At 20.4% G+C, this 17,876-nt stretch carries 17 protein-coding genes; 2 read left to right on the top strand and 15 right to left on the bottom strand.

The features are described from left to right. Positions 1-8 precede the first annotated feature (8 nt). Genes trmD through GJT83_RS02195 form a run of 4 tightly spaced genes read right to left on the bottom strand, consistent with a single transcriptional unit; the run spans position 9 to position 2,984 of the window. Positions 9-773 (bottom strand): tRNA (guanosine(37)-N1)-methyltransferase TrmD, encoded by a 765-nt coding sequence (gene trmD, locus GJT83_RS02210; RefSeq protein ID WP_168892806.1) that lies wholly within the window; start codon positions 771-773, stop codon positions 9-11. 14 nt (positions 774-787) lie between these two features. Further along, positions 788-1,333: a ribosome maturation factor RimM gene (gene rimM / locus GJT83_RS02205; protein WP_168892805.1), complete on the bottom strand. Its 546-nt coding sequence runs from the start codon at positions 1,331-1,333 to the stop codon at positions 788-790. Positions 1,334-1,344: 11 nt separating this feature from the next. Beyond that, positions 1,345-1,584: a 30S ribosomal protein S16 gene (rpsP, locus tag GJT83_RS02200; RefSeq protein WP_168892804.1), complete on the bottom strand. Its 240-nt coding sequence runs from the start codon at positions 1,582-1,584 to the stop codon at positions 1,345-1,347. A 23-nt stretch (positions 1,585-1,607) separates the two neighbouring features. Beyond that, on the bottom strand, positions 1,608-2,984 hold the full coding sequence (locus GJT83_RS02195; RefSeq protein ID WP_168892803.1) for a signal recognition particle protein: 1,377 nt from the start codon (positions 2,982-2,984) through the stop codon (positions 1,608-1,610). Positions 2,985-3,137: 153 nt separating this feature from the next. Between GJT83_RS02195 and GJT83_RS02190 the strand changes: the two genes are divergently transcribed. Next, complete coding sequence (locus GJT83_RS02190) at positions 3,138-3,881, top strand: Nif3-like dinuclear metal center hexameric protein (RefSeq protein WP_168892873.1); 744 nt, start codon at positions 3,138-3,140, stop codon at positions 3,879-3,881. A gap of 82 nt (positions 3,882-3,963) precedes the next feature. Then, positions 3,964-5,355: a basic amino acid/polyamine antiporter gene (locus GJT83_RS02185; RefSeq protein ID WP_168892802.1), complete on the top strand. Its 1,392-nt coding sequence runs from the start codon at positions 3,964-3,966 to the stop codon at positions 5,353-5,355. Between the two features lie 77 nt (positions 5,356-5,432). Here GJT83_RS02185 and nrdB read toward each other — a convergent pair whose 3' ends face one another. From nrdB to mnmG, 11 genes are all read right to left on the bottom strand, one after another. Next, entirely contained in the window at positions 5,433-6,563 is a 1,131-nt protein-coding gene (gene nrdB, locus GJT83_RS02180) for a class Ia ribonucleoside-diphosphate reductase subunit beta (protein ID WP_168892801.1), read from the bottom strand. Positions 6,564-6,595: 32 nt separating this feature from the next. Further along, positions 6,596-8,878: a class 1a ribonucleoside-diphosphate reductase subunit alpha gene (gene nrdA / locus GJT83_RS02175; protein ID WP_168892800.1), complete on the bottom strand. Its 2,283-nt coding sequence runs from the start codon at positions 8,876-8,878 to the stop codon at positions 6,596-6,598. Between the two features lie 440 nt (positions 8,879-9,318). Next, a complete protein-coding gene (gene atpC / locus GJT83_RS02170) occupies positions 9,319-9,732 on the bottom strand; it encodes an ATP synthase F1 subunit epsilon (RefSeq protein WP_168892799.1) in 414 nt (137 codons plus the stop codon). Between the two features lie 20 nt (positions 9,733-9,752). Beyond that, the gene (gene atpD / locus GJT83_RS02165) at positions 9,753-11,132 is read right to left on the bottom strand and encodes a F0F1 ATP synthase subunit beta (protein ID WP_168892798.1); all 1,380 of its coding nucleotides are present in this window, start codon (positions 11,130-11,132) and stop codon (positions 9,753-9,755) included. Positions 11,133-11,170: 38 nt separating this feature from the next. Next, positions 11,171-12,046 (bottom strand): ATP synthase F1 subunit gamma, encoded by an 876-nt coding sequence (gene atpG / locus GJT83_RS02160; protein ID WP_168892797.1) that lies wholly within the window; start codon positions 12,044-12,046, stop codon positions 11,171-11,173. Positions 12,047-12,069: 23 nt separating this feature from the next. Beyond that, on the bottom strand, positions 12,070-13,608 hold the full coding sequence (gene atpA, locus GJT83_RS02155) for a F0F1 ATP synthase subunit alpha (protein ID WP_168892796.1): 1,539 nt from the start codon (positions 13,606-13,608) through the stop codon (positions 12,070-12,072). A gap of 15 nt (positions 13,609-13,623) precedes the next feature. Further along, positions 13,624-14,151, bottom strand: coding sequence for a F0F1 ATP synthase subunit delta (locus GJT83_RS02150; protein ID WP_168892795.1), 528 nt, complete (start codon positions 14,149-14,151; stop codon positions 13,624-13,626). A gap of 21 nt (positions 14,152-14,172) precedes the next feature. Beyond that, positions 14,173-14,649, bottom strand: a complete 477-nt coding sequence (gene atpF, locus GJT83_RS02145) for a F0F1 ATP synthase subunit B (protein WP_168892794.1) — start codon at positions 14,647-14,649, stop codon at positions 14,173-14,175. A gap of 38 nt (positions 14,650-14,687) precedes the next feature. After that, entirely contained in the window at positions 14,688-14,930 is a 243-nt protein-coding gene (gene atpE / locus GJT83_RS02140; protein ID WP_168867288.1) for a F0F1 ATP synthase subunit C, read from the bottom strand. A gap of 39 nt (positions 14,931-14,969) precedes the next feature. Beyond that, on the bottom strand, positions 14,970-15,800 hold the full coding sequence (atpB, locus tag GJT83_RS02135; RefSeq protein WP_168892793.1) for a F0F1 ATP synthase subunit A: 831 nt from the start codon (positions 15,798-15,800) through the stop codon (positions 14,970-14,972). A gap of 132 nt (positions 15,801-15,932) precedes the next feature. Beyond that, positions 15,933-17,819 (bottom strand): tRNA uridine-5-carboxymethylaminomethyl(34) synthesis enzyme MnmG, encoded by a 1,887-nt coding sequence (gene mnmG, locus GJT83_RS02130; RefSeq protein WP_168892792.1) that lies wholly within the window; start codon positions 17,817-17,819, stop codon positions 15,933-15,935. Positions 17,820-17,876: the final 57 nt, after the last annotated feature.

The following is a 17,876-nucleotide window of genomic DNA, read 5'->3' as shown; positions in this document are numbered from 1 at the left end:
ATATTATATTATTTTTTAAAAAAATTTTTTTTAAAATAATTATTTTTAAATTGATCAAATAATATTTTTTCTTCTTTAGTTAATTTTTTTTTTTTAAATAAATCTGGTCTTTTTAACCATGTACGACCTAAAGATTGTTGTAATCTCCATTCCTTTATTTTTTTATGATTTCCTGATAATAAAATATCCGGTACTTTTTCCATATTTTTTAATATTTTTGGTCTAGTATAATTTGGGCAGTCTAATAAGCCATTATTAAAAAAAGAATCTGTATCATTTGAAGATTTTTTATTTAAAACTCCAGGAATTAATCTAGCTAAAACATCAATTAAAACCATAGCTGGTAATTCTCCTCCACTAAGAATATAATCGCCTATAGATATTTCTTCTTCTATATAAGAATTTATAACTCGTTCATCTATACCTTTATACCTACCACAAACTAATATTAATTTTTTATATATTAATAAATTTTTTATATATGATTTATTAATTCTTTTTCCTTGAGGAGATAAATAAATTAATTTTGCATAACCATTTGCTTTATATTGTGCAGCATTAATAGATTTTATTAATGGTTCTGCCTTTAATAAAACTCCACTACCACCACCATAAATATTACAATCTACATTATGATATTTATTTTTTGTATAATCTCTAGGATTCCAAAATTTTAATTTTAAAAGTTTTTTTTTTATACCTTTACTAATTATTCCATAATCAGTAATTGATTTAAACATTTCAGGAAATAAACTAATAATACCAATCCACATAATTATTTTTTACTTTAATAAATATTAAAATTCCAATTTACTTGAATAATATGATTTGTTAAATCAATATTTTTAATGACTTGATTTTCAATAAAAGGGATTAATTTTAATTTAATATTTTTTTTATTTTTTATTAAAATATCAGATTTTATAATAAGTACATCATTAGCACCTGTTGATATAATATTTTTTACTATACCTAAATTATTAGAATTATTTATATTAATAATTTTACATCCAATTATATCATTCCAATAATATTCACCTATTTTTTTATATTTTGTTAAATAATGATAAAAAATATAAATTTTATAATTTACTAATTTAATAACTTCATTACGATTATTAAAATTATTGATTTTAACAATATAATAATTATTATTAAATATCCAATTAGTAAATATTATTGGAACTATTTTAGATTTATTATTCATAATAAATAAATTTTTATAAAAAAAAATATTTTTTTTATTAGATGTATAAGAATATAATTTTATATATCCTTTTATACCATGTACTGATCCAAATTTACCTAATACTATTTTTTTAATAATATTCATTTTGTAATAATTCAATTATTATTTTTTATTAAAAAATTAACTCTTTTAGAAATAATTGCTCCTTTTGATATCCAAAAATTTACTTTTTCTTTATTTATTTTAATATTATCATTTTTTTTTGAAGAAAATGGATTAAAATAACCAATACGTTCAATAAAACGTCCATCTCTTGGACTTTTATTATTAGTTACAACTATTTGATAAAAAGGTTTCTTTTTTATTCCATGACGAGATAAACGAATTTTAACCATATAATATCACCTATACTAAATATTTAATTTTTTTTTTTTGGAAAAATATTTTGTAATTTATGAAAAATTTTTTTTATACCATGATTATTTTTTATTTTTTTAGATATTAATCTAAATTGATTATATTGTTTAAAAATAATATTAATTTTTTGTATAGAAATACCAGATCCCATAGATATTCTTTTTTTTCTTGAATAATTAATAATATTAATATCTAATTTTTCTTTAATAGTCATAGAATTAATAATTGTTTTAGTTTCTTTAACTATATTACTATTTGTATTAAGAATATTTGATATTGGATTAATAGAATAATTTATATTTGAAAAATTCATTTTATTTATTAATTTTGTAATTCCATTATTACCTATTTTATTTATTTGTTCTATTTGATTTAAAAAATCACTTATATTAAATTCTTTTCCTTCTTTTAATTTCTTTATTAATTTTTCATTTTTTATATTATTAATTTTATTTTCAATATCTTTAATAGAAGATAATTCTTCTTGCATTCCTAAAATTCTAATAGTAATATTTTTTGGAGAAAAAACTTCTATTTTATCTAATTTTTCTCCAGTACCAATAAATTTTATTGGTTTATTAGTTATATATCTAATTGATAAAGCAGCTCCACCTCTTGAATCACCATCAGTTTTGGTTAAAAAAATTCCTGTTAATGGTAATATTTTATTAAAAATATTAGCACTATTAACTGCATCTTGTCCGGTCATTGAATCAACAACAAATAAAGTTTCTATCGGTTTGATATAATCATGAATATTTTTTATTTCATTCATCATAATATCATTTATATGTAATCTTCCAGCAGTATCTATGATTAATATATCATAAAAATTAATTTTTGCATGATTTAATGCATTTTGAGCAATTTTTATTGAAGAAAAATTTTTATTTTGATTAAAAAAATCTATTTTTACTTGCTGAGCTAAAATTTTTAATTGTTCCATAGCTGCAGGTCTATAAATATCAGTTGATGCAACTATTATTTTTTTTTTATATTTTTTTTTCAAAAAATATGCTAATTTAATAGTACTAGTAGTTTTTCCAGAACCTTGTAATCCTGCTAATAAAATTACTGCAGGTGGTTGAATCGCTAAATTAATATTTATATTAGATTTATCCATAATTTTTATTAAATTATCTTTAACTAATTTAATTAATTCTTGTCCAGGAGTAAAACTATTATTAATTCTTTTACCAACAACATCTTTTTTAAGATTATCAATAAGATTATTAACAACTTTTAATGCTACATCTGCTTCTAATAAATTATTAGATATTTTATCTAATGTCTCTTTTATATTTTTTTCTGTTAATCTGCCATAATTACTTATTTTAGATAATGTTTTTGATAATTTATTTCGTAAATTTTCAAACATTTATATTTTTTCCTCTTATTAAAAATTTTTATTTTCACTTTTAAATATTATATAATTAATAATTATTAACTTAAAAAAATAAAATAAGTATATTTAAATATTAATTTTAAATTTAATGATTTATTATATATATATTTATTTTAAATGAAAATGATAAATAATATTGAATTAGAAAAAATTATTAATGAAAAATTAAATTCAAATAATATTAATGATTATGTTCCCAATGGATTACAAATAGAAGGAAAAAATAATATTACAAATATTATTATAGGAGTTAGTGCATGTCAAGATTTATTAGATAGGGCAGTTTCTAAAAAGGCAGATGCAATCATAGTACATCATGGATATTTTTGGAAAAATGAATCTTTAATAATAAAAGGATTGAAACGTAATCGTTTAAAAACATTATTATCTAATAATATAAATTTATATAGTTGGCATATTCCATTAGATATTAATAATACTATAAGTAATAATATATTTTTAGCAAATTTATTAAATATTAATATTTTAGGTAAAATTAATCCTTTTGTTTTTTATGGTAATTTTAATCCTCCTTTAACCATTAAAGATTTAATAAAACTAATTAAATATAAATTAAATCGTATACCTCTACATTTAGGAAAAAATGCACCTAAAATTATAAATAATATTGCTTGGTGTAGTGGAGCTGGACAAAAATTTTTTGAGAAAATAATAAATTTTAATATTGATGTTTTTCTTACAGGTGAAATATCAGAACAAACAATACATATTGCTACAGAATATGGTATTAATTTTATATCTGCAGGACATCATGCTACCGAAAAAGGAGGTGTAATTATGTTAGGTGAGTGGTTAAAAAATAAATATAAACTTAAAATTAATTTTATTGACATAAATAATCCTGTTTAATTATATATATTAATGATTATTATATATAATTTGTTTTAAAATTAAATAATTTTAATAAATTATTATATAAAAAGGAATTATTTTGAATAAAAAATTAGATTTAAAATCATTAACAGCATTAGTGATTAGTTCTATGTTAGGAGCAGGTGTTTTTAGTTTACCACAAAATATGGCAGCTATTGCAAGTCCTGCTGCATTAATAATAGGATGGATTATTACTGGAATAGGAATTATTTTTTTAGCTGTTTCAATGTTACTACTTCATAAACTAAAACCTAATCTTGATGGTGGTATTTTTGCATATGCTAGAGATGGATTCGGAGAATTAATAGGATTTTGCTCTGCATGGGGTTATTGGTTATGTGCAGTTATTGCAAATGTTTCTTATTTAGTTATTGTTTTTTCAGCAATAAGTTTTTTTACTGATCATTCTAATCATATAATTTTTGGTAATGGTAATACATGGGAATCTATATTAGGTGCATCAATTTTACTTTGGTCTGTACATTTTTTATTATTAAAGGGAACTCGAACTGCAGCAATTATTAATATAATTGCTACTTTAGGAAAATTACTTCCATTAAGTATATTTATAATATTATCTATATTAGCTTTTAATCTTCAAAAATTTAATATTGATTTTACTGGAATTAAATTAGGAATTCCAATTTGGGAACAAATAAAAAATACAATGTTAATTACTCTATGGGTATTTATTGGAGTAGAAGGAGCAGTAATTTTATCTTCTAAAGCTAAAAATAAAAATGATGTAGGTAAAGCAACATTATTAGCAGTTATGATTGCTTTATGTGTATATTTATCAGTAACAATATTATCATTAGGAATTATTAATAGAATAGATTTAGCTAATATGAGAAATCCTTCCATGGCAGGATTAATGACAATATTAATTGGTAAATGGGGCAATATAGTTATAGCTTTAGGATTAATTATATCAGTTTGTGGTGCTTATTTAAGTTGGACAATTATGGCAGCTGAAGTTCCATGGATAGCAGCAAAAAATAGAATGTTTCCTAAATGTTTTGAAAAACAAAATATTAATAAAGTACCTTCTTTAGCACTTTGGTTTACAAATAGTAGTATGCAATTATGTTTAATTTTAATTTGGTTAACAAAATTAGATTATAATAATTTATTAATTCTAGCATCTGAAATGATATTAGTACCTTATTTTTTAGTTGGTGCATATTTATTAAAAATATCTTGTTATAATAAAAAAATATTACATATATTTATAGGCATAGGATCATGTATATATGGTATATGGTTATTATATGCTTCAGGACCTTTACATTTATTATTATCATTAATTTTATATGCTCCTGGTTTAATATTTTTGATAATATCAAAAATATATAATCCTGATATTCTTATATTAAATAATAAAGAAAAATTTATTTTAATTTTTTTATTATTAGGATCAATTTTTTCTTTATTTTATTTAATAAAATAAAAAATATATAAAAATTTATTTTATTATTTAATAAATTAAATATATGACTGTTATAATATTATAACAGTCATATAAATTTATAATTTAAAATTATTAAAATCTTTAATATTAACTGTAGAATCAATTTGTCCAATTAAATAAGAACTAACTTCTACTTCTTGAGGAGCCATTTGTACATTATCTGAAATTAACCATGAATTAATCCATGGTATAGGATTATTTTTAATTTTAAAAGGTAAATTTAAACCAATATTTTTCATTCTTACATTAGTAATATATTTAATATATTGACATAAAATTTTTTTATTTAATCCTATTATAGTACCATTAGAAAATAAATATTCAGCCCATTTTTGTTCTTGTTTTGCAGCATTTAAAAATAATTTATAACATTGAGGACGACATTCAATAGCAATTTTTGCCATATCTATATCTTCATCTCCCTTATGCATTATATTTAATATATATTGTGTTCCTATTAAATGTAAATATTCATCACGTGCTATAAAACGAATAATTTTTGCATTACCTTCCATTAATTCTCTTTCAGCAAAAGCAAAAGAACATGCAAAACTAACATAAAATCTTATTGATTCTAATATATTAATATTCATTAAACATAAATATAATTTTTTTTTCAATTCATATAAACTAATATTTTTTTTTAATCCATTAATTATATGAGAACCTTCTCCAAATAAATGCCAATAATTTGTCATTTTAATAAGTTCATCATAATAATGAATAATATCTGTTGCTCTAAGAATAATATTTTTATTTGTTACAATATCATCAAAAACTAATGAAGGATCATTAATAATATTTCTAATAATATAAGTATAAGAACGAGAATGTATTGTTTCAAAAAAAGACCATGTTTCCACCCATGTTTCTAGTTCAGGAATAGAAATTAATGGTAATAATGCTATGTTTGGACTTCTTCCTTGAATAGAATCTAATAAAGTTTGATATTTTAAATTACTAATAAATATATGTTTTTCATGTTGAGGTAGATTTTCATAATGAATACGATCACATGATATATCTATTTCTTCAGGTCTCCAAAAAAAACTTAATTGTTTTTCAATTAATTTTTCAAAAATATAATGTTTTTGTTGATCATAACGAGCTATGTTTACAGATTGTCCAAAAAACATAGGTTCTTTTAACTGATTATTTTTTTTATAAGAAAAAGTAGTATAACTCATTTTATTATCCAAATACTAATTAATAAATTTTATTAAATTATACAAGACCCATAATGACAGATATTAGATTCTATGGAATTTAGATCACTTTGTCTATCTTTAGCTCCATCTCTTGTATTTTGATAGTATAAAGTTTTTATTCCTAATTGATATGCTTTTAATAAGTCTTGTAATAATTGTTGCATTGGTATTTTACCATTAATAAATTTTTTAGGATCATAATTTATATTTGATGAAATTGATTGATCAACAAATTTTTGCATTAAACTAATTAAATTTAAATATCCACTATTATTAGGAATATTCCATAATAGTTCATATTTTTCTTTTAATTTTTCATATTCAGGTATAACTTGTTTTAATATCCCACTTTTTGATGTTTTTATACTTATATATCCTCTTGGTGGTTCAATTCCATTAGTTGCATTAGATATTTGAGATGAAGTTTCTGAGGGCATCAAAGCAGATAATGTTGAATTACGTAAACCATATTTTTTAATTTTATTTCTTAATTTTTCCCAATTAAAATGTAAAGGTTCATTAGTAATATTATCAACTGACTTTTTATATGTATCAATAGGTAAAATTCCTTGTGAATAAGTAGTTTCTTTAAATAAAGGACAAGTACCTTCTTCTTTAGCTAAATTATTAGAAGCTTGTAGAAGATAATATTGAATAGCTTCAAAAGTCTTATGTGTTAAATTATTTGCACTATTATCAGAATAACGAACATTATTTTTTGCTAAATAATAAGCATAATTAATTACTCCTATTCCTAAAGATCTTCTTCCTAAAGCAGCATTTTTTGCTGCAGGAATAAGATATTCCTGATAATCTAATAAACAATTTAATGCTCTTACTATTAAATCTGATAATGTTTTTAATTCAGTTAAATTATTAATTACTCCTAAATTAAAAGCTGATAAAGTACATAATCCAATTTCTCCATTAGGATCATTAACATTATTTAATGGTTTAGTTGGAAGAGTAATTTCTAAACATAAATTAGATTGTCTAATGGGAGCAATACTAGAAATAAATGCAGAATGTGTATTACAATGATCAACATTTTGAATATATATTCTTCCTGTAGAAGTACGTTCTTGCATCATTAATGAAAATAAATTTATAGCAGTAAGATTTTTTTTACGAATATTAATGTTTTTTTCATATTTTTTATAAAGAAATTCAAATTTTTTTTGATCTGAAAAAAAAGATTCATATAAATCTGGTACATCTGAAGGACTAAATAAAGTAATAATATCTCCATTAATTAAACGTTTGTATAATAATTTATTTAATTGTACTGCATAATCTATATGACGAACTCTATTATCTTCTGTACCTCTATTATTTTTTAATACTAATAAATTAGTAATTTCTAAATGCCATAATGGAAAAAATAATGTTCCAGCACCACCTCTTACTCCTCCTTGAGAACAAGATTTTATTGCTGTTTGAAAATGTTTATAAAAAGGTATACATCCAGTATGAAATGCTTCTCCATTTCTAATAGGACTACCTTCAGCGCGAATACGTCCTGCATTAATACCAATTCCTGCTCTATGAGAAATATATTTAATAATAGCACTTGTAGTTGCATTAATAGAATCAATATTATCATCACATTCAATTAAAATGCATGAACTAAATTGTTTATTAGGAGTACGAACTCCAGACATAATAGGAGTAGGTAAAGAAATTTTAAATGTAGAAATAGCATTATAAAATTTTTTTATATAATCCATTCTTTTTGAATTATGATATTTAGCAAATAAGCATGCAGATATTAGAATATATAAAAATTGAGCACTTTCATAAATTTTTCCTGTTACTCTATTTTTAATTAAATATTTTCCTTCTAATTGCTTAACTGCTGCATAAGAAAATTTCATATCACGATTATGATCAATAAATTTATCCATAAATTTAAATTCTTCTTTTGTATATACTTCTAAAAGAAATTTATCGTATTTTTTTTGATATATCATTGATTTAACATGATTATATAATTTAGGTGGTTGAAATTGACCATAAGCTTTTTTTCTTAAATGAAAAATTAATAATCTTGCTGCCATATATTGATAATTAGGATTTTTTTCTGAAATAAGATCTGCTGTAGTTTTTATAATTATATCATGAATATTAGTAGTAGTAATATTATTATAAAATTGTGAATAAGATATTGATTGTACTTTAGATATAGATATATTTGTTAAGTTTTTAGCTGCTCTATTAAGCATTCTATAAATTTTATTTAAATTTATAGATTCAATATTTCCATTTTTTTTTATTACAAATAAATTATGATTCATATATTACCTATTAAAAATATTATTTTTTTTATGAATAATTATATATTTATAGATATGTAAAATATTTTAAATATAAAAAAGATTAAAAATAATAATGTTTAAAACATAATAATTATATTTATAATATTATTTTTAATTAAATTTGTATAATAATCTAACAATTACAATAGAATTACATATAATATAAGTAAAATAATATTTTTGATATATGATACATTTATTATATAAATAATATTCTTTATTTAAAATTAAAAAATTTAATAAAAATTATTAATACTGTATAATAGTATTAAATTAAATTAAATTAAATTAAATTAAATTAAATTTTATTTTATTAATAAAATATTTATATTTTAATATAATTAGAATAATTTTATTAATTAATAAAAAAAATTATTTTAAAATATTTTTATATTAAAATTAAATATATATAAGTAAAATTATTTATTATTATTTTTTTTGATTAATTGAATTATTTTTAATTGAGCTATAATTTTAGATAATTCTTTTATAGCTATCATATTATTTTTGTTAAAATTTATTTTTTTTTCTATTTGATATTTTTTTTGTAAAATTTTTTTTTCATTTAAATCAGAACTTTTTATGGCAACATCTGCTAAAATATTAACTTGTTTTCTTTTAATTTCTAATATTCCACCTGAAATATAAATATATTGATTATATTTTTTTTGATTAATGTATATAATTCCTGGTTTTATTAAAGTTAATAAAGGTATATGACCAGGATATATACTTAAATATCCTTCTATTCCTGGAATTTTTATTTTTTGTACTAAATCACAAAATATTTTTTTTTCTATATTAATTATATTTAAAAAATATTCTTTACACATAAATATTATCCAATAATATATTAATTATTTTTAGATTTTTTTATTACTTCATTTATTGAACCTACCATATAAAAATTTTGTTCTGGTAAATGATCAAAATCACCATTAACTATACCTTTAAATCCTTTTATGGTATCTTTTAAACTAACATATGAACCTTTAATTCCTGTAAACATTTCAGCTACAAAAAACGGTTGTGAAAAAAATTTTTGAATTTTTCTTGCACGAGAAATAATAAGTTTATCTTCATCAGATAATTCATCTATTCCTAAAATAGCAATTACATCTTTTAGTTCCTGATAACGTTGTAATAAAGATTTTACATTTTGTGCTATATTGTAATGATCTTTACCAATAATTAATGGATCTAATTGCCTACTAGTAGAGTTTAATGGATCTATTGCTGGATATATACCTAAAGAAGCAATTTGTCTACTTAAAACTATAGTAGCATCTAAATGAGAAAATGTAGTTGCAGGTGATGGATCAGTTAGATCATCTGCTGGAACATAAATAGCTTGTATAGAAGTTATAGAACCATTATTAGTAGAAGTAATTCTTTCTTGTAAAACACCCATTTCTTCTGAAAGAGTAGGTTGATAACCTACTGCAGATGGAATTCTTCCTAATAAAGCAGAAACTTCACTACCAGCTAAGGTATATCTATAAATATTATCAATAAATAATAATACATTATTTCCATCATCTCTAAATTTTTCTGATATAGTTAAACCTGTTAAAGCAACTCTTAATCTATTTCCTGGTGGTTCATTCATTTGTCCATATATTAAAGAAACTTTATCTATTATTTTAGATTCTAACATTTCTAAATAAAAATCATTTCCTTCTCTAGTTCTTTCTCCTACTCCAACAAAAACAGAATACCCAGAATGTTCAATTGCAATATTACGAATTAATTCCATTATATTAACAGTTTTACCTACTCCTGCACCCCCAAATAATCCTATTTTACTTCCTTTAGAAAAAGGACAAATTAAATCAATAACTTTAATACCTGTTTCTAAAAATTCTAATGAATGAGATATATTAGTATATAAAGGAGGTTTTTGATGTATTTCTCTTCTTTCAAAAGATAAGGGTATTTCTCCCTTCATATCTATTGGATCACCTAAAACATTTAACATACGACCTAAAACACATTTTCCAACTGGAACTTTAATACCATGATGTAAATCAGTAACTTTTAATCCTCTTTTTAATCCTTCTGATGACCCCATTGCTAAAGTACGAACTATTCCATCCCCTAATTGTTGTTGTACTTCTAATATAATAGAAGTATTATTTATTTTTAAAGCATTATATATTTTAGGTATTTTATTAATAGGAAAAGAAACATCAATTACAGGTCCAATAATTTGAACAATTTTTCCAAATATCATTTTATTTATTCCTTTATTTAATAAATACTTAACAAATACTATTGTATAGCAGATGCACCAGCAATAATTTCATTTAATTCTTGAGTAATATTTGATTGTCTAATTTTATTATATAATAATTGTAGATCTTTAATAAAAATATTAGCATTATCAGTAGCTGTTTTCATAGCTATCATTCTAGATGCATGTTCACCAGCTAAATTTTCTAAGTAAAATTGATATATTTGAAATTTAATATAATTATTTAATATATAATTTATAACGTTTAAGAAATTTGGTTCATAAATATAATTATTTTTTTTTATATTTTTTTCTTTTTTAGAAAAAAATAATGGTAATATTTGAAATATTGTTGGTATTTGTATTAAAGTATTTATATATTTATTATAAACTATGAATAGTTTATCAATATGAACTGTTTTATATAAATTTAACATATGTAAAATAATATTTTTTATATTTAAAATAGTAATTTTTTTTATTTTAATATTAGTTATTTGTGATACTATTTTAATATTATTTTTTTTTAAAAAAAGTAATCCTTTATAACCTATAACTGCTGATTTAATACCAATAGATTGTTTTTTCCATTTTTTAATGTCATTTAATAGCAATTTAAATAAATTATTATTTAAATTTCCACATAATCCCTTATCTGTTGTTATAATTATATAACCTATATTTTTTATAATTTTATGATTTTCTAAATATTGATGTTGAAAATTTATATTATTTTCAGATAAATAAGTATTTTTTATTAATTTATATAATAAAGAAATATATAATTTACTAGAAAACATTTTTTTTTGTGATTTACGCATTTTAAATACAGTAACCATTTCCATGGCTTTAGTAATTTTTTTTGTATTATTTATTCCTTCTATTTTATTTCGTATTTCTTTTATAAAATTCATTTATTTTACCTAAAAAAATTCTTTTATTTAAAATTTGAAAAAAAATCATTAAAAATAAAATTTAATTTATTTTCAATATCTTCATTATAAATACAATTTTCGTTAATTTTATATAAAATATTTTTAAAATTTAAATTAGTATAATTAATTAGATCAGATTCAAAATTTTTAATATTTTTTAAATCTATTGTATCAATATATTTTTTATATATTGAAAATAATATAAGTACTTGATTTCCTATAGATAAAGGTCTATATGGTTTTTGTTTTAAAATTTCTATTATCTTTTTTCCATCTATTAAATATTTTTTAGTTTTATCATCTAATTCTGATGAAAATTGAGAAAATGCAGCTAATTCTCTATATTGAGCTAAAATTAATCTTATATTAGAAGATAGTTTTTTTATAATATTATTTTGAGCATTACTACCAACTCTAGAAACAGAAATTCCAGGATCTATAGCAGGTCTTATTCCATTATTAAATAAATTTGTATCTAAAAAAATTTGTCCATCAGTTATAGAAATTATATTTGTTGGTATAAAAGAAGAAATATCACCAGCTTGAGTTTCTACTATGGGAAAAGCTGTTAAAGAACCTGTTTTACCTTTAATATTACCTTTAGTAAATTTTTCAACATAAAAATTATTTACTCTAGAAGATCTTTCTAATAAACGAGAATGAATATAAAAAATATCTCCTGGAAATGCTTCTCTTCCAGGAGGACGTCTTAATAATAAAGATATTTGTCTATATGCAATAGATTGTTTGGATAAATCATCATATATAATTAAAGCATCTTCTCCCCTATCTCTAAAATATTCACCTATAGTACATCCAGCATATGGAACTAAATATTGTAATATTGCTGTATCAGATGCAGATGCAGTAATAATAATTGTATTTTTTAATACATCATGTGATTCTAATATATTAATAATATTAGAAATAGTTGTTTGTTTTTGACCAATACCTACATATATACATTTCACATTAGTATTTTTTTGATTAATTATAGTATCAATTGCAAGTGTAGTTTTTCCTGTTTGTCTATCTCCAATAATTAATTGTCTCTGTCCTTTACCAATAGGTATAATAGCATCGATAAATTTATATCCTGTTTGTAATGGTTCATTAACTGGACAACGATCAATTACAGATGGTGCTGATACTTCAATAGGAGATAAATATTCATAATCAATATTACCTTTACCATCAATAGGATTTCCTAAGGCATCTATAATTCTTCCCATTAATTTTCTTCCTACTGGAATAGTAAGTTGACTTCCAGTACTTTTAACTTTCATTCCTTCTGTTAGATGTAAATAAGATCCTAATACTACAGCACCAACAAAATCTATTTCTAAATTTAAAGCTATAGCAAAAGTATTTTTTGGGAGAGAAATGATTTCTCCTTCTTTAATATCTGAGAGTCCATATATCTTTATAATACCATCAGCAATAGAAATAATAATTCCTTCATTATAATATTGATTTAATACATTATAATCATTAATTTTATTTTTTATTAATTGACTAATTTCTGTTGCTTGTAATTTCATTATATTATTTTTGCCTTATTTTTGTAGTATTTTACTTATATTATTAATTTTATTTTTTATACTATTATCTATAATTTTATCTCCAATAGAAATAATAAGACCTCCAATTAAAAATTTATTATTATTACTATAATTAATAATAATTTTTTTAGATAATTTTTTATTTATTAATTTTTTAATTTTTAATAATTGTTTTATATTTAATTTATTATTAGATAATATATCTATATTAATTTCATTATTATAATTCATATTTAAAGAATTAAATTCTATTAAAATTTTATCTAAAATAGATAAACGTTTATTTTTTGACATAATTTTAATTATATTTATAAAATATTTATCTAATTTTTTATTAGATATTTTTATAAGAATATTAGATATATATTCATGATTGTTAAAATATAAAAATTTTTTTATATAATGATTTTTTACTACATTACTATAAAAATTTAATCTTTCTTTCCAATATTTTATTTTATTATGTTCTAAAGCAAAAGAAAATGCTGCTTTAGCATATTGTGATGCAATATAATTTTTCATAAAATAAATAATATACCTAAATTATAATTTATTAATAAAACTATTGAATAAATTATTTTCATAATTTTTATTATTTTTTAATGTATCTTCAATAATTTTTTCAGCAATAGATATTGCTATTTTTACAGTTTCTTTTTTTAAAGATTCATGAGCTAATATATATTCATATTCTATTTCTCTTTTAGCTTCTTTAATTATTGTTTTATGTATTTTTTTACTTTCTATGTATGCTTCATTAATAATTTTATTACTTAATTTTTGTGCTTTTTTAATAATGATTTTATATTCTTTGTGTGCCTTATTTTTTTCTAAATAAATATTATTTTCAGCTATAGCTATATCTTTTTTTGCTTTATCTATAAATAATAATTTATCTTTAATTTCTTTTTGTCTATTTTTAATAGCTAAAATAATTGGAGGCCAAATATAATACATACAAAATATAACAATTAAAATAAAAGTAATAGCTTGTCCAATAATAGTTGCATTTATATTCATAATTTTATTTATATAATTTATTTCAAAAAAAATTTAATTTAACTTAATACGACAAATATTATATATAATCCTATTCCAACTGTAATCATTGGTATTGCATCTATTAAACCAACAACAATAAAAAATTGAGTTCTTAATATTGATACAATATCTGGTTGTCTAGCTGTACTTTCTAAAAATTTTCCTCCTAACCAACTAATTCCTATAGATGCACCTATTGCTGCTAAACCAATCATTATTGCAGCAGATAAATATATTAATTCTATATTTGCATTATGCATAATTAATAATTTCCTTTTTAGTTTTTATTTTTTAATTTTTTAATTATTATTTTCTGATGTCATTGATATATAAACAATACTTAACATCATAAAAATAAATGCTTGTAATAAAGATATAATAATATGTAAAATTGCCCAAGGTACATTTAATATCCATTGACATGAAGATGGAATTAATGCACTAATTAAAATAAAAATTATACCTCCGGAATAAATATTACCAAAAAGACGTAAACTTAAAGAAATAGGTTTTGATATTAATGTTGTAATTTCAATAATTAAATTAAATGGTATAAATATAAAGTGATTAAAAGGATGTAAAGTGAATTCCTTTATAAAATTATAAAAATTTTTGTTTTTTATACCATAGAAAATAATTAAAATAAAAATAACTATAGATATAGAAATAGTTGTATTTAAATCAGCAGATGGAACAATTCTTATTGTTGAAATATTAAACATTTTATTAGTGATATATGGTATTAAATCTATTGGAATTAAATCCATACAATTCATTAAAAAAATCCATATAAAAATTGTTAATGAAAGAGGAGCTATAAGAATACTTTTTGTAGGATATATTTCTTTAATATTCTTATATATAAAATTAATAATTAATTCACAAGCTAATTGAAATTTTCCTGGTATAATATAATTATTAATCTTAGTTATTTTTATTTTACAAATATAAAAAAAAATTAAAAATAGTAAACCTAATATTAATGAAAAAAAAATAGAATCTAAATTTATAATCCAAAAAGAATTATTAGTTTCTCCTGGAGGAATAATTTTAAATGTATTTAAATCAAATTGTAAGTGTTGTAAATGATGTAAAATATAATTTTTAGATTCTAATGTTTTTTTTATCATGAATTTAATTGCCTAATTATAATTATAATTTTTTAAAACATACTTTATAATTTGATATATAACAAGATTAAAAATATTTTTTATAATTTAAATTTTTATATTCATAATAAATTATTTTTAAAAATAAAATTATTAATATTTAATAAATTTATTTTTTAATAAATAAATTAAAAGAATAGAAATATTAGAAGGTGTAATACCAGGTATTCTAGATGCTTGTCCTAAACTATAAGGTTTATAATACTGAAACTTATCAATTGCTTCATTAGATAATCCTTTTATATTTTTAAATTCTATGTTTTTAGGTATTATAGTATTTTCATTACGTTTTTGTTTATTAATATTTTCTTGCTGACGTAATATATATCCTTCATATTTTAATTCTGATTCAATATAATTTATTATTTTTATATCTGTAATTCCTGGATAAAATACATCTAATTTAATTAAATCATTATAACTAATTTCTGGTCTTTTAAGTAAATTAATTCCATTTATTTCTCTTTTTATAATATTATTTGTTAATTTATTAAATTTTAAGCTCATTAAACTATTTGGTTTAATATAAATATTTTTTAATCTATTACGTTCTTTTTCTATATTTTCTAATTTTTGATTAAATAACTTCCACCGATTATTATCTACTAATCCTAATTTATATCCTATTTCAGTTAATCTTATATCAGCATTATTTTCTCTTAAAATCAATCTATATTCTGCTCTAGAAGTAAACATACGATATGGTTCTTTAGTTCCTAAAGTACATAAATCATCTACTAAAACACCTAAATATGCTTCATTTCTTAATGGATACCAACCATTTTTATGGTCAATTAAAAGCGATGCATTTATTCCAGATAATAATCCTTGTGCAGCAGCTTCTTCATAACCAGTAGTACCATTAATCTGTCCAGCTAAAAATAATCCTTTAATAAATTTGCTTTCCATTGTAGGTTTTAAACCTCTAGGATCATAAAAACTATATTCAACAGCATATCCTGGACGAGTAATATGTGATTTTTCTAATCCTTTAATAGATCTAATAATTGATAGTTGAACATTAAAAGGTAAACTTGTAGAAATTCCATTAGGATAAATTTCATTACTATATAAACCTTCTGGTTCTAAAAAAATTTGATGGGAATCTCTTTGAGTAAATTTTACTACTTTATCTTCAATAGATGGACAATATCTTGGACCATTACTTTTAATTATTCCTTCATAAATCGGACTATAAATAATATTATCTAATATAATTTTATGAGTATTTTTATTTGTATAAGTAATATAACAAGGTAATTGTTTTAAATGAAATTTATTATTTTTGATAAAAGAGAAAAATGGTAAAGGATAATCACCATATTGTACTTCTAAATTTTTAAAATTAATACTTCTCTTATCAATACGAGGTGGTGTACCAGTTTTTAATCTACCTTCTTTTAAGGGTAATTCTTTTAAAAAATTAGATAATTCTAAAGAAGAAAAATCATTAAGTCTACCACCAATAAATTGATTATTTACTCCTATATAAATTTTACCATTTAAAAAAGTTCCTGTTGTTATAATAACACATTGTGAATAAAAAATATCATTATTTTTAGTTATTAATCCTTTAACCGTATAATTTTTAATTATTATTTTTTTTACTTCTTGTTGAAAAATTAATAAATTATTTTGATTTTCTAATTTTTGTTTTATATATCTTTGATATAATCTTCTATCTGCTTGAGCTCTAGTAGCTCTTACAGCAGGTCCTTTACTTTTATTTAAAATTTTAAAATGTATTCCAGAATTATCAATAGCATTTCCCATTACTCCATTTAAAGCATCAATTTCTTTGACTAAGTGTCCTTTTCCTAATCCTCCAATAGATGGATTACAAGACATTTGACCTATCGTATCAATATTATTTGTTATTAAAAGAGTAAATTTACCCATTTTAGAACTAGCAATTGCAGCTTCTGTTCCAGCATGACCACCTCCTATAACTATTACATCAAAATTATTAGAATATGTCATAGATTAATACCTTAGATTATTTAATATTTTATAAAATAAATTTAATAAAATTTTTAA

This window comes from Enterobacteriaceae endosymbiont of Plateumaris pusilla, assembly GCF_012562765.1.
Taxonomy (GTDB): Bacteria; Pseudomonadota; Gammaproteobacteria; order Enterobacterales; family Enterobacteriaceae.
The sequence above is the reverse complement of the archived record's forward strand: the minus strand, read 5'-3'. Positions and strand labels throughout refer to the sequence as shown.